Annotated in this window: 17 protein-coding genes; 10 read left to right on the top strand and 7 right to left on the bottom strand. The window is 53.7% G+C overall.

Annotated features, from left to right (window positions below; translation table 11 throughout):
• Positions 1-798 precede the first annotated feature (798 nt).
• The 3 genes from hrpB (at position 799) to F608_RS0110360 (ending at position 5,240) form a co-directional block, all read left to right on the top strand.
• A complete protein-coding gene (gene hrpB / locus F608_RS0110370; protein WP_022665571.1) occupies positions 799-3,342 on the top strand; it encodes an ATP-dependent helicase HrpB in 2,544 nt (847 codons plus the stop codon).
• Positions 3,343-3,469: 127 nt separating this feature from the next.
• Complete coding sequence (locus tag F608_RS31440; RefSeq protein ID WP_022665570.1) at positions 3,470-4,546, top strand: membrane-associated sensor domain-containing protein; 1,077 nt, start codon at positions 3,470-3,472, stop codon at positions 4,544-4,546.
• Positions 4,539-5,240 carry a YkgJ family cysteine cluster protein gene (locus F608_RS0110360; protein ID WP_022665569.1) on the top strand — a complete coding sequence of 234 codons (702 nt, stop codon included), beginning with the start codon at positions 4,539-4,541 and terminating at the stop codon, positions 5,238-5,240. Before F608_RS31440 ends, F608_RS0110360 begins: the two co-directional genes overlap by 8 nt.
• On the opposite strand, the gene F608_RS0110355 is transcribed toward F608_RS0110360, so the two are convergent.
• From F608_RS0110355 to ilvC, 6 genes are all read right to left on the bottom strand, one after another.
• Positions 5,229-5,666, bottom strand: a complete 438-nt coding sequence (locus F608_RS0110355) for a YqaA family protein (protein WP_022665568.1) — start codon at positions 5,664-5,666, stop codon at positions 5,229-5,231. The two genes, F608_RS0110360 and F608_RS0110355, sit on opposite strands and share 12 nt — an antisense overlap.
• 71 nt (positions 5,667-5,737) lie before the next feature.
• On the bottom strand, positions 5,738-6,760 hold the full coding sequence (locus tag F608_RS0110350; protein ID WP_022665567.1) for an ABC transporter substrate-binding protein: 1,023 nt from the start codon (positions 6,758-6,760) through the stop codon (positions 5,738-5,740).
• Positions 6,757-9,060, bottom strand: a complete 2,304-nt coding sequence (locus tag F608_RS34630) for a PAS domain S-box protein (protein ID WP_022665566.1) — start codon at positions 9,058-9,060, stop codon at positions 6,757-6,759. Before F608_RS34630 ends, F608_RS0110350 begins: the two co-directional genes overlap by 4 nt.
• A 125-nt stretch (positions 9,061-9,185) precedes the next feature.
• A complete protein-coding gene (locus F608_RS31430; protein WP_022665564.1) occupies positions 9,186-10,955 on the bottom strand; it encodes a two-component system sensor histidine kinase NtrB in 1,770 nt (589 codons plus the stop codon).
• Positions 10,956-10,998: 43 nt separating this feature from the next.
• The gene (locus F608_RS34625) at positions 10,999-11,559 is read right to left on the bottom strand and encodes a putative pterin-binding protein (protein WP_022665563.1); all 561 of its coding nucleotides are present in this window, start codon (positions 11,557-11,559) and stop codon (positions 10,999-11,001) included.
• A 155-nt stretch (positions 11,560-11,714) separates the two neighbouring features.
• The gene (ilvC, locus tag F608_RS0110325) at positions 11,715-13,184 is read right to left on the bottom strand and encodes a ketol-acid reductoisomerase (protein WP_022665562.1); all 1,470 of its coding nucleotides are present in this window, start codon (positions 13,182-13,184) and stop codon (positions 11,715-11,717) included.
• 492 nt (positions 13,185-13,676) lie between these two features.
• Here ilvC and F608_RS0110320 point away from each other — a divergent pair, with 492 nt between their 5' ends.
• The 7 genes from F608_RS0110320 (at position 13,677) to F608_RS0110290 (ending at position 22,167) form a co-directional block, all read left to right on the top strand.
• On the top strand, positions 13,677-15,140 hold the full coding sequence (locus F608_RS0110320; RefSeq protein ID WP_022665561.1) for a trimethylamine methyltransferase family protein: 1,464 nt from the start codon (positions 13,677-13,679) through the stop codon (positions 15,138-15,140).
• A 51-nt stretch (positions 15,141-15,191) separates the two neighbouring features.
• Positions 15,192-16,505, top strand: a complete 1,314-nt coding sequence (locus F608_RS0110315; RefSeq protein ID WP_022665560.1) for an NAD(P)/FAD-dependent oxidoreductase — start codon at positions 15,192-15,194, stop codon at positions 16,503-16,505.
• 1 nt (position 16,506) lies between these two features.
• Positions 16,507-17,520: an ABC transporter ATP-binding protein gene (locus F608_RS0110310; protein ID WP_022665559.1), complete on the top strand. Its 1,014-nt coding sequence runs from the start codon at positions 16,507-16,509 to the stop codon at positions 17,518-17,520.
• A gap of 19 nt (positions 17,521-17,539) precedes the next feature.
• Positions 17,540-18,511 (top strand): ABC transporter ATP-binding protein, encoded by a 972-nt coding sequence (locus F608_RS0110305; RefSeq protein ID WP_022665558.1) that lies wholly within the window; start codon positions 17,540-17,542, stop codon positions 18,509-18,511.
• Positions 18,512-18,553: 42 nt separating this feature from the next.
• On the top strand, positions 18,554-19,507 hold the full coding sequence (locus F608_RS0110300) for an ABC transporter permease (protein ID WP_022665557.1): 954 nt from the start codon (positions 18,554-18,556) through the stop codon (positions 19,505-19,507).
• A gap of 33 nt (positions 19,508-19,540) precedes the next feature.
• The gene (locus F608_RS31420; RefSeq protein ID WP_022665556.1) at positions 19,541-20,452 is read left to right on the top strand and encodes an ABC transporter permease; all 912 of its coding nucleotides are present in this window, start codon (positions 19,541-19,543) and stop codon (positions 20,450-20,452) included.
• Positions 20,453-20,556: 104 nt separating this feature from the next.
• The gene (locus F608_RS0110290; RefSeq protein WP_051148519.1) at positions 20,557-22,167 is read left to right on the top strand and encodes a peptide ABC transporter substrate-binding protein; all 1,611 of its coding nucleotides are present in this window, start codon (positions 20,557-20,559) and stop codon (positions 22,165-22,167) included.
• A gap of 202 nt (positions 22,168-22,369) precedes the next feature.
• Here F608_RS0110290 and F608_RS0110285 read toward each other — a convergent pair whose 3' ends face one another.
• On the bottom strand, positions 22,370-23,149 hold the full coding sequence (locus tag F608_RS0110285; RefSeq protein ID WP_022665554.1) for a substrate-binding periplasmic protein: 780 nt from the start codon (positions 23,147-23,149) through the stop codon (positions 22,370-22,372).
• Positions 23,150-23,228 lie beyond the last annotated feature (79 nt).

The raw sequence follows: 23,228 nt of genomic DNA, 5'->3' as shown, positions 1-23,228 counted from the left end.
CCTCAATGAGAGCTTCAAACATCATATTACGGTTATTTTTTTGTTTCAAAAAGCAACTCAATACCCGTTAAAATTGATTCCTAGGAATCTGCCAATGCATAGGAAATTGGCCCGATGAAAGATTCAACAATTATCCGACCAAGAAAGTTTTTAGGGCAAAAATTGTCAAAGATATTTTTGAATCGCTGACAATTTTAGAGAAAAATTATAGGAATCAATACCAACTGATTATCATTCAATAGTTTGGATTCTGCGGCAGCCCAGGGAGGTGTGAAGGTTTTCGCGGATTGGATCCCTTCGGGCGGCGGGACAACCCAGGAGAAGGGATCCCTCCTCGGAGAAAATCATGGATGATTTTAGAGAATGAGCGCTAAATTTTTGCTCCTTCCGGCATAAATCGAAAATTTCTTTGGAAATAATATCAGGAATCAAGTGCTATCCATAATCAACCGTTTATAATCGCTGGCAAATACGCAGGTCCGGCCGCAGGGGCTTCATCTCCGCAGATGGAAGAATTTTTACGGGCTCTAAACGGATTTCCACGAAAGGGCGGCAACTCGCAGTGCTCAAACAGGCCACCCTTTTGCTGTTCCAAGCCGTTAAGAGCCCGTACAAAATCCCCATGATGTCTCCGCTGAAGCCCCGGCGGCCTTGGCACCGGGCCGGTAAATCTATATATAGCCCTGGCAGGACCTGGCCCTGGAGTTGCCCTCTTTGCTTGACCCTTGAGATTTGGAAGTTTATGCTCACCCATGAAAGAAATGTGATGAACCCGGTAAGTAAAAAGAGAAGGATTCAATGACCCACCTGCCCGTGGAAGAGGTAATCCCGGAACTGAAACAGGCCCTGGCATCCCAAGGAAAGGCCGTGCTCCAGGCAAGTCCCGGGGCCGGGAAAACCACCCGGGTTCCCCTGGCCCTGATGGACGAGCCCTGGCTGGGGAAAAAGAAGATTCTCATGCTGGAGCCCAGGAGGCTGGCGGCCCGGACCTGCGCCCATTACATGGCCGGGCTTCTGGGAGAGCCTGTGGGGAAAACCGTGGGCTATCAGATCCGCATGGAGCGGAAAATCAGTTCCCATACCCGGATCTTCATCATCACCGAAGGAATCCTGACCCGGATGATCCAGGACGATCCCTCCCTGGAAAATACAGGACTGGTGATCTTTGACGAGTTCCATGAGCGCCATATCCATTCCGACCTGGGGCTGGCCCTCTGCCTGGACGCAGCCCATGCCTTCCGGGAAGATTTGAAGCTCCTGGTCATGTCCGCCACCATGGATGTGGACGCCGTATCCGTCCTCCTGGACAGGGCTCCGGTGATCCGTTCCCGGGGAAGGGCCTTTCCCGTATCCTGCGTTCATCTTCCCCCGGAACAGGGAGCCGGGCAGCAGGCACGCTTCAGGGGGCGGTTTTCCCCGGTTCTTGCCGCCTGCAGAATTGCCGTTAAAAAGGCCCTGGACCATGATCCCGGGGATATCCTGGTCTTTTTACCGGGAATGGGGGAGATCCGGAAGATGCAGGCCCTGCTCTCCGGGGACCTGGGATCGGATACAATCCTGGTCCCCCTGTTTGGAAATCTTTCCCTCAAGGAGCAGACCCGGGCCATTGAACCCGCTTTGCCGGGCCAGCGGAAGATCGTTCTGGCCACCTCCATTGCGGAGACCTCTCTGACCATTGAAGGCATCCGGGTGGTGGTGGATTCCGGTCTCATGAGGGTATCCAGGTTTTCCCCGGGAACCGGAATGGGCCGTCTTGAAACCGTTCCCGTGTCAAAGGCCTCGGCAGACCAGCGCCGGGGAAGGGCCGGCCGGACCGCTCCGGGAACCTGTTACAGGATCTGGTCCGCCCATGTTCACAAGGGCCTGGTACCCTTTACCCGGCCCGAGATTTTGTGCGAGGATCTGGCCTCCCTGGTCCTGGACCTGGCCCTGTGGGGGGTGAGGGATCCGGCGGATCTGCCCTGGATGGACCTTCCCCCGGAATCCGGGGTGAACCAGGCCCGGGATCTGCTCCGGCAACTGGGGGCCCTGGATCAGGAGGGCCGGATCACGGACCATGGCCGGAAAATTGTCCGGGCCGGGATCCATCCCAGGCTGGCCCACATGATCCTGATGGGGAAAAACCAGGGCCTGGGGCAACTGGCATGCCGCCTGGCCGCTCTGCTGGAGGCCCGGGATATCCTTGATTTTGACGGGAGAGGATTTGATCCGGATGTCAGGCTCCGCCTGGAGGTTCTGGAAAAAATGGCCCGGGAACCCGATCGTTTCCAGGGGCCGGGGGTGAGGGCGGGAGCCGCCCGGAATGTTCTGAAAACCGCGGCTCATCTTCAAAAGAAAATGGGTCTGCCCCCTGGGAAACCAAAGATGAACGGGGCCGGATCCCTTCTGGCCCATGCCTTTCCCGAGCGGGTGGCAAAAAAGAGGGATAGCCTCTCCTATGCCATGGCATCGGGTTCGGGGGCCTGTTTCAAGTCCCATAACAGCCTTTCTTCATCAGAGTTTATCGTGGCGGCCCAGGTGGACGGCAACCCCAGGAATGCTTCGGTTTTTCTGGGTGCACCCTATTCGGCCCGGGATCTGGAACAGGATTTCAAAGACCGGATCAGGACCCGGGACCGGGTGGACTGGGATGGTGTAAACTTGCGGGTGCGGGCTGTCAGCCAGGTGTCATACGGGGAGCTGCTTCTCCGGGAAAGCCCCATGGCCCATGCCGATCCGGAAGCTGTCAAGACGGCCCTGATCCAGGGCATCCGGCTCATGGGCCTGGACAGGCTTCCCTGGAGCAAGAAATCGGAGAGCCTCCGCCAGCGGGCCATGTTCCTGAAAAGCGTCGCCGGAAGGCAGGATCTGCCGGATCTCTCTGATGGGGCCCTGGAATCCGGGCTGGAAAAATGGCTGGCACCCTTTCTGGACGGGATCCGGTCTGCCAGGGACCTGAAGCAGGTGGATCTTTTTTCTGCCCTTTCCGGCCAAATGACCTGGGAACAGCAGCAGGTCATCGAAAAAAACGCTCCCACCCATATCCTTGTGCCTTCCGGTTCCAGGATCCCCCTCAAATATTCTGAAGGGGACAGGATTCTGGAGTCGCCTGTCCTGGCGGTCCGGCTCCAGGAGATGTTCGGCCTGGTCCATACCCCGGCAGCCGGGGGATTTCCCGTCACGGTCCATCTGCTTTCCCCGGCGGGACGGCCGGTCCAGATCACCCGGGACCTTGAGAATTTCTGGGAAACCACCTACAAAGAGGTAAAAAAGGATTTAATGGGCAGATATCCCAAGCATTACTGGCCCGACGATCCCCTGAAGGCCGCGCCCACCCACCGGGCCAAACCCCGCAAAAAATAAACGTACAATGAAGAATTCAAGTCGGTGCTGTTCCCCTGAATTTGAATTTTCAGCAGAACATTTCAATCCTGATTATTTATGAAAATACAATTGATTTGCATCTGAAAAGAATATAAACTTTCTGAATATGGGAAATTCCGCGGCAAAAAGCCTTGATCCGTTTAAAAAGTTTGAATACCTGTTGCTTTTATCCCTGCTTGCCGGGCTTTATCTGACAACCCACGTCAATTACCTTCTCTTCCATACCCTTTCCGAGTTTTTCAGCATTGTTGTGGCTGCGGCATTTTTCATGATCACATGGAATTCAAAGCAGTACATCAAGAATCAATATCTTCTGTTTATCGGGATCGCCTATCTGTTCATCGCCTTTCTGGATCTGCTCCACACCCTGTCCTACAAGGGGATGCCCGTTTTCACGGACTATGATTATTATGCCAACCAGCTCTGGATCGGTGCAAGATACATGGAAAGCATCACCCTGGTGGCGGCCTTTTATTTCCTTAAACAGAATAAGGAGTATCCGCCTGAAGTCCTTTTCATGGGATATCTGTTCCTGACCGGCCTGGTGGTGGCCAGCATTTTTTATTGGAAGATTTTCCCGGTCTGTTTTGTGGAGGGGACGGGACTGACCCCCTTTAAGAAGATCAGTGAATATATCATCTGCCTGATTCTGGTTCTGGGGCTCTTTCTTTTGAGCAAAAACAAAGCCAGGTTTGAACCCAATATTTTCCAATTTCTGGTCTTGTCCATGATCTGCACGATTATTTCAGAGCTGGCCTTTACCTTTTATGTCAGCAACTATGGATTTTCCAATCTGGTGGGCCACTATTTTAAGCTGTTTTCCTTTTACCTGATCTACAAGGCCATCATTGAAAGCGGCATCCGGCGGCCCTATGATCTGGTTTTCAAAGAACTGGACACCACCAATATAAATTTGAGCCGGGAAATTGAAGCCCGGGTTAAAAGCGAGAAGGAGCGGGAGAAGCTCATCGTCAAGCTGCAAAAGGCCCTTATCGACGTAAAAACCCTGAGCGGACTGCTTCCCATCTGTGCCCACTGCAAGAATATCCGGGATGATAAAGGCTATTGGACCCAGCTTGAATCCTATCTGGATCATCATGCCGACGTGAGGTTCAGCCATGGGATCTGTCCGGATTGTATGAAGAAGTATTATCCGGGGTATAGCGGAGGTTCTGATGAGTGATCCCCCCCGGACGACTCCAACCGGAGAAGAGGCCCGGGAAATGCTTCAAAGGCAGATGGACCGGCTCATGGAAAATCTGTTTCTCTTTTTCGAAACCCGGGAACTCGGCCTGCCGGCCCTGGGCATGGCCATGGATCAGCTCATCCGAACCCTGATTGAGCTGCCCAATGAGGCGGCATGTAAAACCGGGTGTGCCCATTGCTGCCACCTCAGGGTGGGGGTGTCCATTCCCGAGGTCCTGGTCATTTTCAGCGGACTCCGGGCCCAGGCCACTTCCCAGGGCCTGGAATATTTCAGGAACAGGGTGATCCGGACCTCCGGCCGGGGAGATGTCCTGGACGAGACCTGGTGGCGGAGCCGAAAAACGGCCTGTCCCTTTCTGGACCCGCAGAACCGCTGCCTGATCTACGATCTCAGGCCCTTTTCCTGCCGGGCCTATCATTCCACAGATGTTGCCGCCTGCCTGGAGGGGTTTGAGGCCGGAAAAGAGATGGGCATCCCCTGTTTTCCCCTTTACAGGGCCTTTACCGATATGCACTCCACCGTGTTTATCCGGACCATGGCCCGGAAAGGACTGGCTTCATTCCAGGTGGGCCTGGTCAAGGCCCTGGAACTCCTGTTCCGGGATGAGACCCTGATCGCCCGCTGGTTCAACAAAGAAGATGTTTTCGGGCCGGCAAGGTTAGAAGGATAGGACCGCCCAGGACAGGACAAGATACCGCCCCAGTTTTCCCAGGAAGACCAGAACCAGAAACAGCCGGAAACGGATCTTCAGCATCCCGGCGGCAAAGGTCAGGGGATCGCCGATGAAGGGAACCCAGGAAAAGATCAGGCAGGCAGCCCCATATTTTTTAAACCGGTCCAGGGCCGGGTCGATCTCCTTGGGGGAGAGCCTGAAAATTTTTTTTAATAAGAATGAACTTCCGGCCAGGCCCAGGCCGTAGTTGACTGCCGCTCCCAGGACATTTCCCAGGGTCGCGGCCCCAATGACCCCTAAAGGATCCAATCCGTGGGCCAGGAGAACCCCCAGGACCACTTCGGAGCTTAAAGGCAGGACAGTGGCGGCCAGAAAGGCCGATGCAAACATTCCCCCCAGCCCGTAATGGGAAAAGATTTCCAAATCAATTTCCTGGTGCCGGAAGAGGGCATGGAATCCCCCCGGTGTTGGGAATCTCTATGAAGGGCCGGGGTTCAGTCAATCTCTTCCCCGATCAGTATTGCCTTCTGGATCAGTTCAACGGGAAAAAGTATTCCCAGGCGTTTGGCAAGCTCCATGTTGAGATAGAGTTTCGAGTGTTGGTTGGTTGCCAGGGGGATGGCAGAAGGCGGGGTTCCGTTTAAAATTTTCAGGGCGGTTTTCCCGGCCCACCATCCCTGCTCCTCGGCGATCTTGGTCCGGCCCAGCAGGGCATAGGAAATATTATTGTCCGCCACACCGCCGGTGACAATTTTGGTATTTTTCAGGATAAACTCTTCCGCCTCTTTTTTGTTCCAGCCGGAAATACCGATGGGGCTGATCCAGATCAGCATATCCACCCTGTCCTGAAATTCAAGATAGGCGGCTTTCCATGACTTAAAATCCGATATGAGCCGGATGTCTGAATTGTGAATATCCGCTATTTTTTTCAGATGAACGAGTTCCTTCCGGTTGGAGAAACCGTCTGCGCCGATGATTCCCATTCGGGGTCCCCTGGAAAATTTTCTCAGCAAGCCGATCGTCTCTATATACGGCGATATTTCAACCATCCCGGTGATGTTGGGCGTGGGAAATCCGTATTCGGAGGCCCCCCAGTTGAGCCCGCAGAAAACAAAGGGAAGGGCTGAATTTTTGTAAAAGGGGGCAATGAGATATTTTGCGGCGTTGTCGTCGCTGGCCACCACGAGATCCGGCTGCCAGGTTTCAATGAGATTCTTTGCCTTGAGGGCCGACTTTTTCTTGAAGTCTTCTCCTGTATTTATTTTTGTATTCATGTGGAAAATTTTGATCTGTATCCGGGGCGGGGAATATGGACTTTTATCCGGGTTCAGGGGGATGCCCAGGGATTTAAAAAGGCCTTTTTCAATATCATCGCTCCATTTATAGCCCTGGTGGTAGGAGTCGATATAGAGGACCTTTTGTTGAGATCCGGGGTCTTCCGCCGGTTTTTGGGCGCGGCACAGGGGGGAAAACAGACTGATTCCCAGTAAAATTGAAACGGCAGTCATCTTCATCATGACCGGAGTCTCCTCTCCAGGGGAAGGCAGATGATAAATTTTGAGCCGGCTCCGGGCCGGGATTGAACCTGCATATCCCCGCCGTGGTTTTCCTTGATAATGAAATAGGATACGCTCAGGCCCAGACCGGTTCCCACCCCCACGGGCTTGGTGGTGAAAAAGGGTTCAAATATCCTTTTGCGGGTCTTTTCGTCCATGCCCGGCCCATTGTCCTCGATCTCCATGCAGACCCGGTCGTTTTCCTTGTGAAACCTTGTGCGGACGATGAATCTGGGCTGTTCAATCCCTGCCTCCTGCATGGCCTGGGCTCCGTTTCTCAGGATATTGAGCAGGACCTGCTGGATCTTGCCTTTCTCGCAGGGAACCATGGGGGTATTGTTCTGGTATTCCCGGATAATCTGAATCAACTTGAAATCATACTCTTTTTTCAGGTCATAGTCTGTGGCGGCCAGTCCCAGGGTTTTGTCCAGAAGATCCTCCAGGGAGGTTGGCGAGACCATGGCATCTCCCTTGCGGGCAAAACTGAGCATGTTGTCCACGATATCCGCCACCCTGAGTCCTGACTGGTGGATGGTTTCCAGCATCCTGGGGATTTCCCGGGCTTTCATAAAGGACTGGATGGCCTCCATGGAGGTACCGGCTTCCCGGGCCGCCTGGATATTGGCCGGGATCTTCTTTTCACAGGAGAGCCTTCTCTCCATGACGCTGGCCGTCTGGAGCATGCCGGCCAGGGGGTTGTTGATCTCATGGGCCATACCTGCGGCAAGCCCGCCCACGGACAGCATCTTTTCGGACTGGACCATCATCTCTTCCAGGCGGACCTTTTCCGTAACGTCGTCCAGACGGATCACAGCCCCTTCCACCCCGTTGGTCACAAGGGGATAAATGGTGACATCTTCGTAATGGGTTCCGCCTTTAGATTGCCGGGGATTCTTCCGCCCATGGCGGACCTCCCGGGTTTGGATGCTCTCGGCCACCTGCTCCATCTGGGGACTCATCCTGGGGAACACCTCTGACAGGGCCTTTCCATGGGCAGTGGCAGCCTTGATTCCCGTAGCCTTTTCCGCGGTCTTGTTCCACTGGGTGACCCTGCCCCCTGCATCCACGCCGATGAGTACCGAAGGCATGGAATCAATGATATTGGACAGATAATTCCGCAGCTTGTTGAGTTCGGTTTCGTAAGCTTTTCTTTCGGTGATATCCCTCATGATGGTTGAGAGGTATTCAAGTTCCCCGGTGTCGGATCTGTGGGCCATGATGACCTGGGAAACCGGAATCTCCCGGCCGTCCGGCCCTGTGATGGCGGTTTCCCCCTTCCAGATGCCTTTTTCCATGGCAGTGGGGATCCCATGGGTCTGGATGATCTCCATGGCCCGGGCCGGGTGGAGGTCCGGGATCTGCTTTGTACGGACATCCGTGTCCTCCGGCCATCCCAAAAGTTTTTTCCCGGCATGGTTGATGTAGAGTATTCCGGCTTCCGGGGTGGCCATGGAGACCAGATCCGAGGTGGACTCCATGATGAGCCCCAGGCGGCTGAGGCCGGAGATCTTCTCCTTGATGGAGTCCCTCATCAGGGAAAAGGAATTGGCCAGGACGCCGATTTCATCCTTGCCTGCCAAATCGATTTCCTGGTCAAGATTACCGGCGGCCATCCGGGTGGAGATGCGGGTCAGCCGGGTGATGGGCTTGGTGAACCGGGTCACCACAAGGGAGAGCAGAAAGGTGGCGAACAAGGATATGCCGGCCATGATGAAAAACAATAGGGTGGAAAAAGTCCTGGCATTGGCATATTTGATTTCCAGGGGAAGGGTATAGGCAATGATCCAGTCCCAGGGGGCAAAGCGTTTGAAAATGCACCAATGTTTTTTCCCCTTAAAGGTATAGTTGAAATTTCCCCGGGACGAGGAAAGAATCTCACCCTGGGAATGGATCACTATGGGGGCCTGGCTCCCGGCGGCCCGTTGCCGGCTCATGACAATTCTGCCCTTTCCGTCGAGAACCACCAGGGTTGAGAAAGAGTTCTGGTTTGAGTCCTGGGAATACCGGGTCAGGTTTTTGACGGCTGAAGCTTTAAAATCATCTTCATAGGCTTCCACCAGCCCGGTTTTTTTCAGCCTCTCCACCTGGTCGGTGAGTAATCCCAGGATGCCGTCTATTTTTTTCTGATAAACGGACTCCTGGCTTTTGTCCAGAATCTGCTTGAGCTGGATGTCTGCCAGCGCCAGGACGGATACCGTGGTCAGGGCAAAGGCACAGCCGATGAAAAAAAGGAGTTTGAATGTAATGGAATGAAATTTCATTCTAGGGTCCTCTATCCTGGAAAGAAGGGATCAAAACATCCTGTCTGGTCAGTCCCAAGGGAAAAGACAAGGCCGGTTGCCTGGTCTCGGGAATGGCCGGGGAATGGTTTTTCCATGGATTTTTTTCATCTGCTTTTTCCTCCCTTGGGCAGGCGGACGATGAATTTTGTCCCGGCTCCGGGCTTGGATTCAACTCTCATTTCTCCTTGGTGGTTTTCCCGGATAATGAAGTAGGATACGCTCAGCCCCAGACCCGTACCCACCCCCACGGGTTTGGTGGTGAAGAAGGGCTCAAATACCCGTTTCCTTGTCTTTTCATCCATACCCGGTCCATTGTCCTCGATCTCCATGGACACGGTTTCGCCGGTTTTGTCCAGGCGGATGCGCAGGATGAATTGAGGCCCGTTTGTTTTTGCCTCCTGCATGGCCTGGGCCCCGTTTATGAGGAGGTTCAGGAGGACCTGCTGGATTTTGGCTCCCTCGCAGGGGATCCGGGGAAGGTCGGTCTGAAACTTCTTGATGATGCGGATCTGTTTAAAATCATATTTTTTTTTCAGGTCATAGTCTGTGGCGGCCAGTTCAAGGGTTTTTTCCATGAGTTCCGAAAGGGAGTAAAACGAAATCCGTTCCTCACCCTGGCGGGCAAAGCTGAGCATGTTTTTAATGATTTTCGCCATTCTGGACCCGGAGGTGGTGATTGCCCTTATCATAGGGGGAATTCCCCGGGCTTCCATAAACCTGGAGATGGCTTCCATATCCGTGCCTGCCTCCTGGGCCGCCTCCTGGTTGGCCGGGATATTAAAATTGTCGGACAGGCGTCTGGCAAGGACATTGGCACTCTGGATCATGCCGGCCAGGGGATTGTTGATCTCATGGGCCATGCCTGCAGCCAGGCCTCCCACGGAAAGCATTTTTTCGCTCTGGACCACGAGCTCTTCCATTCTTACCTTTTCAGTGATGTCATCCACCCGGATGACCGCCCCGGTCACTCCCCTTGAAATCAGGGGAAAGATGGTGACATCTTCAAAAAGGGTCCGGTCTTTTACCGTGCGGGAGGATTTAAGATTAATCTGCTTTTGTCCGGTTTCAATGGCAAGGAAGACCCGGTCCATTTCCTTTGCCAGCATGGGCGCCGCCTCGGGAAGGAGTCTGCCCAGGGCCTTTTCCCGGGAGAGTCCCGTGATTTTTTGGGCTTCAAGGTTCCACTGGGTGACCCTGCCCCTGCGGTCCACCCCGATGAGCATGGAAGGCATGGAGTTGATGATATTGGAAAGGTAGTTTCGCAGCTGCTTCATTTCAACGGAGGTGGTTTTCTGTTTATAATATAGAGCAATCACGCCCACCAGGGTCAGCCCGATGACCAGGAGAAAAACAATGGTCTTCTCCGCCTGGGTATAGAGGGCGTGGCTGGTGTCTGAAATGCTTGTCTGTGCAATGGTCTCAAACATGAAGTTGAGATTCTGCAATTGTCCCTGGATGGATTGAATTTCGGATCGGATCCGGTCCAGGCCGTTGAAAGTTTCTTTTTCTCCCTGAAGGACGATGGCGTCGATTCTTTCAAAGGTCTTGGAAAGCGCCTGGATATTGTCCTGCTCCTCGGGATCCAGCCTGCTGATCAGCCCGTTTACCACATCCAGGCGCAGAAACATGAGGTCAAGTCCTTCTGCCAGGTTCTCAAATGAGGCCCTGTCCGGATGGTTTGAGAAAATCTCCAGACAGAGCTGAAATTTTAAAACATCCAGTTGCAGCTTGCCCGAATGGCGGGAGGCTTCATGGAACTCATTGGTCAGGCTGCCTTCCATGTGGGACGCTGTTTTATAGGTGGATACGCTGATGCCAAGGCAGATGAGGATCACAGCTGAAATGGACAGGTACAGGCCCTTTTTGTTTGTCATGATCTTCCGTAAATTTTAGGGGTTGCCGGCTTTTTTCTTTGCCTTAGTTTTCAGGACGGATGCTTTTGATTGCCCAGATCCACCGGATTCTCATTTCAATTTTTGCCACGGGGCCGCCCAGGTCCTTGGGATAGATGATTCTTAAAGGTCCTTTTTTCCGGATGGACATGATCTTGCCGTCCCGCCGGGTGGCCAGGAGCACGGGCCAGTTTTCCCAGTCTTCCCTGGGGATTTTCGTTGTAAAACCATCCAGGGCAGAGATGGAAATTCCTTTGCTGGCTTCGATGCCGGCATTCCGGAGAAGATCTCTCAGGAGGACTCCCTGGTAGACGCCGTCATCTTCTTTCCAGTATGTGGACGTCCGGATCTGCTTTAATCCCAGGGACTCAATGTCTGCATGGGTGTACTCCCTTTCTGCGGAACCGGTGCCGACCCTTAAAATAATTTTTTTGCTGCTGATTTCAGGAAGACGGATATCTTTGATCAGCTTTTCCCCGGAATGGGCTTGGGAAAGGATCATGAGGACGGGTAAAAGAATGAAAATGAACAGACGGACAATGGATTTTATTCCCATGCAATTGCCCCCGATGAATTTATAAAACAAGAAAACGTCCCCCTCTGGACGGCTTTTCAATATGGAAACAATCTTAGTTAAAAAGCGATTTAATGTAAAGGAGAGAATTGAGCCCCGGGCAGAGGAGAAAGCCTCTTCCCGGGGCTTGGGAGTATCAGGAAATCCCCAAGGTTTTCGGCAGGGGATTACAATTGCTTCATGGCGCCCATATGGGTCCGCAGTCTTTTGCCCGTAACCTCCACGCTGGTGGAGCGGATGGCCTCGTTGACCTGGATGAGCCGGACATTGTCCACCCCGCTGTCCCCAAGGTCAAGGCCTTTGCCGATCACGTCGGCATCCAGGCCCTTCATGAAATCCTCAAGCAGGGGCACGGCCTTGTGGGAGAAGAGATAACAGCCGTATTCCGCCGTGTCCGAAATCACCACGTTCATTTCGTAGAGTTTTTTCCGGGCGATGAGGTTGGCGATCAGAGGCACCTCGTGGAGGGATTCGTAATAGGCAGACTCTTCAATGATGCCGGCGGAGACCATAGTGTCGTAGGCCAGTTCGACCCCGGCCTTGACCATGGCCACCATGAGGATTCCCCTGTCAAAGTACTCTTGTTCCGGAATATCTTCATCCGTGGAGGTCGAGGTCTCAAAGGGAGTGTCCGCAGTCTGGGCCCGCCATTTAAGCAGGTCAGCGTCGTTGTCTGCCCAGTCCTCCATCATGGTCTTTGAAAAATGACCGGTCATGATGTCGTCCATATGCTTGTTGAAAAGGGGGGTCAGGATCTCCTTGAGCTGTTCGCTTAAATCAAAGGCCCGGATCTTGGCCGGGTTGGAAAGCCGGTCCATCATATTGGTGATGCCCCCGTGTTTCAGGGCTTCGGTAACGGTTTCCCATCCGTACTGGACCAGCTTGGAAGCATATCCCGGATCCACGTTTTTTTCGATCATCTTGTCGTAGCAGAGCAGAGAGCCCATCTGCAGAACCCCGCAGAGAATGGTCTGTTCCCCCATGAGATCGGATTTCACCTCGGCGACAAAGGAAGACTGGAGAACCCCGGCCCGATGCCCCCCGGTTCCGGCGGCATATGCCTTGGCCATTTCCCAGCCCTTTGCTTCCGGATCGTTTTCCCGGTGGACCGCGATAAGGGTGGGGACGCCGAATCCCCTTTTATACTCTTCCCGGACTTCCGTGCCCGGGGATTTTGGGGCCACCATGATGACGGTCAAGTCCTTGCGGATCTCCATGCCCTCTTCAACGATGTTGAATCCGTGGGAGTAGGAAAGACAGGCCCCCTGCTTCATCAGGGGCATGACACTCTCAATGACGTTGGAATGCTGTTTGTCCGGGGTCAGGTTGATGACCAGGTCTGCCTGGGGCAGCATGGTTTCGTAAGGTCCCACCTGGAATCCGTTTTCCGTGGCATTTTTCCAGGATTGCCGTTTTTCTTCAATGGCCGCTTTCCTCAGGGTGTATGAGACGTCCAGGCCCGAGTCCCTTAAGTTGAGGCCCTGGTGAAGTCCCTGGGCCCCGCATCCCACGATAACGATTTTTTTGCCCTTCAGGGCTTCCACACCATTGAATTCAGATTGATCCATCAAACGGCACTGGGATAATTCTTCCAGCTGCAGCCTCAGGGGCAGGCTGTTGAAATAATTTCGGCCCATGTTGCTCTCCTTTTATCTCTTTTTTGTATTTTTGCCATCCGGTTCTCAACAAAGGTCCGGGTTCCGTGGCTTTATCAGTTAAACACCACCATGCCGGAATTTTTTTATTGCGTCAAATGAATCATTTGCAATTTTAAATTGCTAAAATTGAAATGCTTTCCCGAAAACAAAGAAGATATTTGCTCTTTTCCTCTCCCTTGAAGAGATCTCTGTCCTCTGACAGGTTTTGTGGGGCCGGGTCTGCGATTACTTTTTTGTTATTTAGTTGCAAAGAAAAAAAATATCCCCAAAAGGCTCAAATTTTTGTTTTGGGTTGACTTTACCGGTTCGTTAAACTAACGATTAAAGCGTCGAGAAGATAGAGAAGGACCGACTGGAACGGCTTTCAGACCAGTTTCCCTCCTTTGACAGGCAGCAGGCTCCTCGACCAAACAGGATAAAATTGTCGGCCAATATTGCAGACCTGTAAATTCCCGGAAGGAGTTGAATATTATGATTCAGACAAATACCACCTGGGATGCGAGCCCCCGGTTCCGGATGCTCAATTCGGATCAGGTGGAAAGAATAAAGCGGGCCTCCTTTGAAATATTGGAAAAAGTCGGGTTCAAGGTACTCCACCCGGGTGTCCGGGAGATGATGAAATCCGCAGGCGCCCGGGTCCGGGGCGAGTCGGTAAAGGTGCCGGAGTATATTGTTCAGGGCTGCCTGGATACGGCTCCCAGGGGCTGGTCTCTCTATGACCGCCTGGGGAACCGGGCCATGGATGTTTCCGGCAGAAACAGCTATTACGGCACAGCCACGGCCAGCCCCAATACCAAGGATGCCTTTACCGGTGAGTTTCACGAGACAAGGGTGGAAGACCTGTCCCGTGCCGCCCTGATTGCCGATGCCCTGGAGAATATCGACTGGATCATGCCCATGGGATCGGCCCAGGACGTCCCGGCAGTGGCGGCTGAGCTCCATGAGTTTTTTGCCGCGGTTACCCATACGACAAAACCGATTGTTTTTCTGGCCTATTCTCCCCGGGGTACGGAACTGATCTATGACATGGCCGCTGAAGTGGCCGGCGGTGCAGAGGCCCTCAGGGAAAAGCCCTTTCTGGTCCTTTATCCGGAACCCATCTCGCCCCTGGTCATGCCCCAGGAGGTGGCGGACCGGATTTTTATTGCGGCGGACCGGTTCATGCCCCAGATGATGGGACCGGCCATTCAGCCCGGGGCCACCGGTCCCGTGACCATGGCCGGGGCCGTGGCCCAGGGCGTGGCAGAGTCCATGTTCTGTGTCACCGTGGCCCAGCTTCGCCGGCCCGGCTGTCCCGTGGGTCTGGGATGCAACTTCGGCATCCTGGATATGTCCCGGGCATTGATGAGCATTGCCGCACCGGAGATGAGCCTGGCCCTGGCGGCCCAGGCCGAGGTGGCCCAGTCCCTGGGGCTGCCCACCTGGGGACTGGCCGGAGCCACGGACTCAAAATGCCTGGATGCCCAGTCCGGGGCGGAAGCCGCCTATCACATCCTGGCCCAGGGCCTGTCCGGCCTCAACCTGATCCATGACGTGGGATATATGGACATGTCCATGGCCTGCAGCGTGGAACAACTGGTGATGAGCAACGAGGTCATTGGAATGGCAAAGAGGTTTTTAAGGGGGATGGAAGTCAGTGAGGAGCACCTGGCCCTGGATGTCATGGCCGGGGTGGGGCCCGGGGGACATTTTCTTCAGCAGCCCCATACCATGAAGCATTTCAAGGATCAGCTCTGGCGGCCCAGGGTGTTTACAAGGCTGCCCTTTGACCAGTGGGAGAAAGCAGGTTCCCAAACAACGGAAGACCGGGTCAGGGAAGAGATCAAAAGAATTACGCAGACCCATCAGCCGGAAGGCCTGACCGACCGTGTGAGGACTGAACTGGAACGGATAAGGGATGAGGGGGAAAAGGAATTGACAGGCGCCCAGGCCTGATCCCTTTTCCCATTAACGATTCAAAATAGGATAAAGAGGAGTAGAGAGTATATGGCAAAGCAATATGACGCCATTGTCATCGGTGCCGGAATCATCGGTGCCTGCGTGGGATTTGAACTGGCAAAGCAAGGGAAAAAAGTTCTCAACGTGGACAAGCTGTCCGGATCGGGATTCGGATCGACTTCAGGATCATGTGCCATTATCCGGCTCCATTATTCCACCCCCGACGGGGTGGCCATGGCCCGGGAAGGCTATTATTACTGGCTGGACTGGGTCAGGTATCTGGGTGTGGTGGATCCCACGGGCCTGGTCAAGTATATCAACACCGGTTGCCTGGTCATTAAAACCGAGAAGAACCATTATCTGAAAAATGTCATGGCCTCCTTGGACGAACTGAACGTCTGTTACGAAGAACTGGATCCCGAAGGGATAAAAAAGCTGATGACCATCGCAGATACCCGGCAGTTCGGGCCCCCGGTGACCCAGAAGGATCCCCGTTTCGGCGAGCCCACGGCAGACGCTGTGGCCGGGGCCATCTATGTCCCGGAATCGGGCCTGATCAGTGATCCCAAACAGTCCGTGCACAACGTTCAGAAGGCCGGTGAAAACGTCGGAGGGGAGTACCTGTTCAAGGCAAAGGTGGTTGAGATTCTGAAAAAAGAGGGGAGATGTGCAGGAATCAAACTGGAAGACGGGACTGAAATCCATGCCCCGGTGGTGGTCAATGTGGCCGGCCCCCACTCCTATCAGATCAACGAGATGGCCGGGGTGACCCAGGGGATGAAGATCAAGACCCGCCCCCTGAAGCAGGAGGTCTGCCACGTTCCCTCTCCGGAAGGGTTTGACTACAACAATCTGGGTACCATCATCTCCGACGGAGATGTGGGCTGCTATTCCCGGCCGGAAATCGGAAACCATGTGCTCATCGGGTCCGAGGACCCCGAGTGCGATACCCTGGACTATGTAGATGATCCGGACACCTATGACACCAATTTCACCGAACAATGGACCACCCAGGTCATGCGGGAGGCCCAGCGCTTGAAAGGCCTGCCCATCCCAGGCCCGGGAAAAGCCCAGGGAATCGTGGATCTCTACGATGCCTCCGATGACTGGATCCCCATCTATGACAAGTCTGACCTGCCCGGTTTTTATATGGCCGTGGGAACCTCGGGCAACCAGTATAAAAATGCGCCCGTGGTCGGGGTCCTCATGGCCGAGCTGATTGAGGGCTGTGAGGGCGGCCAGGATCATGACAAGGATCCAATCAAATTTAAGATGCACTATACTAAGCGGGAGTGCGATATCGGTTTTTTCAGCCGGCTCCGGGAAATCAACCCCAACTCCAGTTTTTCAGTGATCGGCTAGGATGGAGATCCCCACTGAAAAAACGGAGCCGCCCGGGGAGAGCCTTCTCTCCATTCGGAATCTGAAGACCTATTTCCATGTAAAAGAGGGACTGGCCAAGGCGGTTGACGGCGTTTCCTACGATATCGGCCATGGGGAGACCCTGGGGCTGGTGGGGGAATCCGGATGCGGGAAAACCGTTTCCGCCCTGTCCATTTTAAAACTGCTGGATGTCCCCCCTGCCGAGTATCATTCCGGGCAGATCCTGTTCAGGGATCAGGATCTGCTGAAGATGACCGAAGATCAGATGAACGCCATCCGGGGACGGTCCATCTCCATGATCTTCCAGGAGCCCATGACCTCCCTCAATCCCCTGCTCTCCATCGGGTTCCAGATCGATGAGGTCATGGTCAACCATTTGGGGCTCAGTCCGAAACAGGCCCGGGAGCGGACCGTTGAACTCCTGGACATGGTGGGGATTCCCCTGCCCCGGAAACGGGCAAAGGAGTATCCCCACCAGCTTTCCGGCGGAATGCGCCAGAGAATCATGATTGCCCTGGCCCTGGCCTGTGATCCGGAACTGCTGATCGCAGACGAACCCACAACGGCCCTGGATGTGACCATCCAGGCCCAGATCCTTGATATCATGCTCAGCCTCCAGGAACGGTTTAATACGAGCATCCTCTTGATCACCCATGACCTGGGGGTGATTGCGGAAACCGCACACCGGGTGGCCGTCATGTACGCCGGCAGGATCGTTGAAGAGGCGGATGTGAAAACCCTTTTTAAAAATCCCCTCCACCCCTATACCCGGGGGCTGCTCCGGTCGGTTCCCAATATCAACAGGATCGACCCTTCGGCCCGGCTCCAGGAGATATCCGGAATGGTGCCCAATCTCTGCCGCCTTCCCCGGGGGTGTGCATTCTATAACCGGTGCGATCTCAGAGAAGAAAGGTGCCGATCGGAAAAGCCTGGACTCTATTGCGTTGAAAACGGCCATTATGTCCGGTGCTGGCTGCACCAGACAAGGGAGTAATTATGAAAAGGGAAATCACATGACCGAAACCCTCCTGGAAGTCAGGGAGCTGAAGAAATATTTTCCCGTAAAATCAGGGTTCCTGTTCAAGTCCGGGGATCATGTCCATGCCGTTGACGGAGTCAGCCTGAGCGTGAAGCCCGGCCGGACCCTGGGCCTGGTGGGAGAATCCGGGTGCGGGAAAACCACCACGGGCAAGACCATTCTCAAGCTGACCGAACCCACCGGGGGGCAGATCTTCTTTAAAGGGGAAAACATCACGGATCTGACCCGGCCGGAGATGAAAAGGGTGAGGCGCCAGATGCAGATGATCTTCCAGGATCCTTTTTCCTCACTCAACCCCCGGCATACCATCGGGTCGATTCTGGCCTCCCCCCTGGAGATCCACGGACTGGCCGATGAGAAAAACATGGAGGAGATCATCTCAGGGCTTTTAAACAAGGTCGGGCTGTCATCCGAGGCCATGCGGCGGTACCCCCATGAATTCAGCGGGGGTCAGCGCCAGCGCATCGGAATTGCCCGGGCCCTGGCTCTCTATCCGGAGCTCATCATTGCCGATGAACCCGTGTCCGCCCTGGACGTATCCATCCAGGCCCAGATCATCAATTTAATGAAAGATCTCCAGGAGGAGCTGGGTCTGGCCTATATCATCATCGCCCATGACCTGAGCATCATCAGCCATATCTCCGATGAGATCGCGGTGATGTACCTGGGAAAGATCGTGGAAAAGGCCTCCAGCGCCGACCTCTATGCCGAGCCCCTTCACCCTTACAGCAGGGCCCTTATTTCGGCGGTCCCGGTTCCCGATCCTGAATTTAAGAAAAAGCGGATGATCCTGAAAGGGGACGTGCCCTCACCCATTACCCCTCCTGCAGGATGCAGGTTCCACCCCCGCTGCCCCCACCGGTTTGAGCCCTGTGACAAGGAAGAACCCTTCCTACGATCCATCGGGAAGGAGAACCGGCTGGTGGCATGCCATTTGAAATTGTAAGTATAAAGGAATTTATTGATTTTATGTTTTTAGGAGCGGCTTTTGTTCAACTATATCATTAAAAGATGTCTGCAGGCCATCCCCCTTCTCCTGGGGGTATCGGTCATCGCCTTTGCCATCATGCACCTGGCTCCCGGGGGGCCCTTGAGCGTCTATACCTTAAATCCCTCCATCACGGCCCAGGATATCGAAAAGATAAAGGTCATCCTGGGCCTGGATCAGCCCGTGCATATCCAATACTTCAAATGGGCCGGGGGAATGTTTACCGGAAACTGGGGAACCACTTTTTTCGGGGGCAGGCCCGTGTTTGACGTGATCGTGGAAAGAATTCCGGCCACCTTTCTTCTCATGGGGTCGGGCATGGGTATCGCCATACTCATCGGCATGTGTATCGGCATGCTGGGGGCCTTTAAACGGTATTCCGTATTTGATTATCTCGCCACCACCGGAGCCATGGTGGCCCTCTCCTTTCCCACATTCTGGTTCGGGCTCATGGCCATATACATCTTCAGCCTCAAGCTGGGCTGGTTTCCTTCCGGCGGAATGTTCACCCTGGGCGGAGACGAGGATATCCTCGATCTTCTGCGCCATCTGGTGCTTCCCACGGTGGTGCTCTCCCTGGTATTGGTGGCCCAGTGGAGCCGGTATACCCGGTCCAGTTTTCTTGAGGTCATTCACCAGGACTATATCCGGACGGCCCGTTCCAAGGGGATCAAGGGATCCAGGATCCTGTTCCGGCACGCCCTTCCCAATGCCCTGGCCCCTTTGATCGCCCTTGCCGGGGTCCAGCTGCCCTGGCTTTTCAGCGGAGCCCTGGTCACGGAGACCATTTTCGGCTGGCCCGGGATGGGCCGGCTTTTTGTGGATTCCCTGACCATGAAGGAGTACCCCGTTTTAATGGGCATGGTGATGTTTACGGCCATTGCGGTCATCCTCGGGAATCTTGCGGCCGATCTGATCAACGCTTTTCTCGATCCGAGAATCGCCCTGGAGTAATGATGAGGAATAAACAGGAATGCAGATAAGAAAATGAGAACCGATCTTCCACAACTTTCAGAATCCGGGGCAGAAGGTTCTGCCGAATTCTACGAATCCCAGACCCACCGTCTGTGGCGGAGGTTTTCCGGCCACAGGCTGGCCGTGATCGGCGGAGGCATTGTTCTGGCCCTGCTGATCAGCGCGGTCTTTGCCGATTTGATCGCCTCCCATGATCCCCTGGACCTCGACACTTCCCGGCGGTTTATCCAGCCCTTCACGGATTTCAACTTTATCCTGGGTACCGATGAAATGGGACGGGACACCCTGGCCAGGCTGCTCCACGGGGGGAGGATCAGTCTGATCGTGGGAATCGCGGCCATGTTTGCCACCGTTGTCACCGGTCTGCTGGTGGGATTGATCTCCGGGTACTACGGAGGAAAAATCGACAATATCCTCATGCGGTTCACCGACATCATCCTCTGCTTTCCCCAGGTTTTCCTCCTCCTGATCCTGGCCGCATTCATCACACCCACGGTCCTTTCCATTGCCCTGATCATCGGCTTTACCTCATGGATGGAGGTGGCCCGCATCATCCGGGCCCAGATCCTGTATATCAAAAAACAGGATTTTATCGAGGCCAGCTTTGCCCTGGGCGCTTCCGGGGGACGGATCATGTTCCGGGAACTTTTGCCCAATGCCATGGCCCCGGTTCTGGTCTCGGCCACCCTGAACGTGGCCAATGCCGTTCTCATGGAATCCTATATCAGTTTTCTGGGGTACGGGATCCAGCCTCCCCTGGCCAGCTGGGGGAATATGCTGACCAATGCCCAGGCCTATTTTGACCTTTCGCCCTGGCTGGCCATCCTGCCCGGGATCATGATCACCCTGACGGTGATGAGCTTTAATTTCCTGGGCGACGGCTTACGGGACGCCCTGGACCCGCGTTTAAGAATGTCCAATTAACCGTTTGTCCCGGCTCCAGAGGGGCGGACATCAACCATAATTATTGTAAGGGGGTTTTGAACATGAAGGATTCTATACCATCCGGTCTGACACGCAGGGAATTTATGAAGACAACGGGTTATATCGGCTTTTCCGCTGTGATCGCCGGCAGTGTGCTGGGAATCACCGACCCGGCATGGGCGGCCAAGAAAAGCGTGATCGTGGGGATGACCCAGGAGCCTGTCAACTTTAACCCGCTCCTCTATGTAAACTCCGGAACCGAGGAAGTTCCCGAGGCATGCATGTTTGATGCTCTCTGGGACATGAACCACAAGGGAGAGTTTATCCCCAACCTGGCGGTCCGGGTTCCCACACTGGAAAACGGGGGCATTTCCAAGGACGGGAAACTCTGGAAGATCGAATTGAAAAAAGGGGTGAAATGGCATGACGGGGCTCCGTTCACGGCCAAGGACGTGGAGTTCACCTTTCAGACCATCATCAATCCCAAGGTGGCCATCCGGTCCCGGTCCGGGTTTGACCTGATTTCCGATTTTAAAATCATAGACGACTCCAATGTGGAAATCCGCCTGGCCAAGCCCTTTGTCCCCTTTGCCTGGGCCTGGCAGAAGATGCACATCGTTCCCCATCATATCCTGTCCAAGGTCCCGGACATCAATACGGCCGCCTTTAACATGAAACCCGTGGGCACCGGACCCTATAAGCTGACCAAACGGGTGGCCGGCAGCCATATGATCTACAAGAGAAATGATGCATACCACCGGGGGACCCCGGCCATCGAAACCGTGGTCCACAAGTTCATTCCGGACCAGACCGTGGCCTACACCCAGTTTAAAACCGGTGAAATCGACGTTTTCGGCCTTCACGGCATCCCACCCGAAAGATATGAGGAGTCCAAGACCCTGGCCAACCTGGTCCCTTTGAAGACCCCCCAGCCCTGGGTGGAGTTCATCTACTTTAACTGCGGCAAGCCCCAGTTCAAGGAAAAAATCGTCCGTCAGGCCCTGTATCTTGCCTGTGACAAGGAAAAGTGGATCCAGGACGTCCAATACGGACTTCCGCCCAGAACTTTGTCCTATCTGCATCCCAGCCACTGGGCCTATAACAGCAACCTCAAGGATCCGGGATTCAACCTGCAGAAGGCCGCCGAGATGCTGGAAGGGGCAGGATGGAAAATCGGTTCCGACGGTATCCGGGAGAAAAACGGGGTCAAGCTTAAATTCACCATGTCCACCACTGCCGGAGCCAAGGCAAGGGAACAGGCCCAGGCCATGGTCCAGGCAAACTGGAAGGAAATCGGCGTGGACATGGAAATCAAGAACATGCCCGCATCCGTGGTCTGGGGCGAGTTCTGCACCAAATCCCAGTTCGACACCCTCATGGTGGGCTGGGAGCCCACCGTTGGAATGGATCCGGACTATACGGCAAGGTGCCACTCCAAGCAGATTCCGGTAAAGGACGGGGTGGGATCCAATTACGTGCAGTATGAAAATCCCGAACTGGACAAGCTTCTGGAAGAGGGGGTACTGATTTCCGACATGAAAAAACGGAAACAGGTCTATGACCGGATCCAGGAGATCCTCCACGAGGATGTTCCCTTTGCTCCGATTTTTGCCTATGTATTCATCTACGGGAAAAAAGCCAGTCTCAAGGGGTATGAGGTCAATCCCTATGTGACTGACGTGACATGGAACATCCAGGACTGGTCCTGGACATAATCCGGATCTTTTTTTGAAAAACCGGTCCGGCTGAAAGCCCTTGTTCCTTATCCGGCTTTTCAACCGGGCCTGAAAAGACAAAAGCCTTCACAAGAAACTGTGAAGGCTTTTGTCTTCAAACCGTTGAGAATTGTGGGATTTGCCTGCACATCTTTACGCTATATTTCCAGTATTCCATCAGTCCAGGTCTTGTCTTTGAATTTCATTTTTCGTCGAGGGTTTTATAAAAATTTTGTATAATTTCAATAAATTGATTTTTTTTATACATATCTTCAACGATTTCTTTGAATGCTTCAAGGTATTTGGTTCTTCCCAGCCAGGATTTTTTTGAAATACCGATATAGACCGGATTGGGTTTGCTGTATTTATAAGTTGCCTCTTTAAAATTTGAAGCAAATGCCGGGTCGCTTTCCCGGAGTGCCTTCCATTCCATTTCCGCACAGATGGCAACATTGTATCGGTGGTGTTTTAATTTTTCCAGGGACAGGATAAGGTTGGGAACCGGGTCTTTACGTATTTCAGCATCTGAGTCAAATGGGTTAAAATAGACATAGCCGATAATTGTACCTACCTTTTGTCCTTTTAAATCTTCAAACTTCAAAATATCATTTGATTCGTTTTTACGGAGGAGAAATATTTTGTTGGAGTTGGGTTTGTATTTTAAAAGATGCATGTAGCTACACCTGTCTTCCTTATTCAGGAGGCCGCCTATTAAATCGGCTTTCCCTTTCCTCATCATGCCCAGGCAGCGTTTAAAGGGAGTGTTCCTGGTAAACCTCAGTTTGAAATCATACCCATGTTTTTGGTTCACATGATCAACAACCGCTTTCAGAATAGATATTACTTCACCATAAGGAGGCCCTCCGTCTTCCGGGAAAATATGAAACGGCGGATAGCTGTCAACCGGAACCAGAATGGTTTTCGCAAAGAGAGGAGAGGCAAGTATTATCAGTATGCAGGTATACAGTATGGCACGTGGCATGTGCTCAATTCTCCTTAATGTGAGAGCCCGGGCTTTTTTTTTTCAATGCATTACGTTTTACTTCAGCCAGCTTCGGCCT

Source organism: Desulfospira joergensenii DSM 10085 (assembly GCF_000420085.1).
Taxonomy (GTDB): Bacteria; Desulfobacterota; Desulfobacteria; order Desulfobacterales; family Desulfobacteraceae; genus Desulfospira; species Desulfospira joergensenii.
This window is presented reverse-complemented; position numbering and strand designations above follow the sequence as displayed.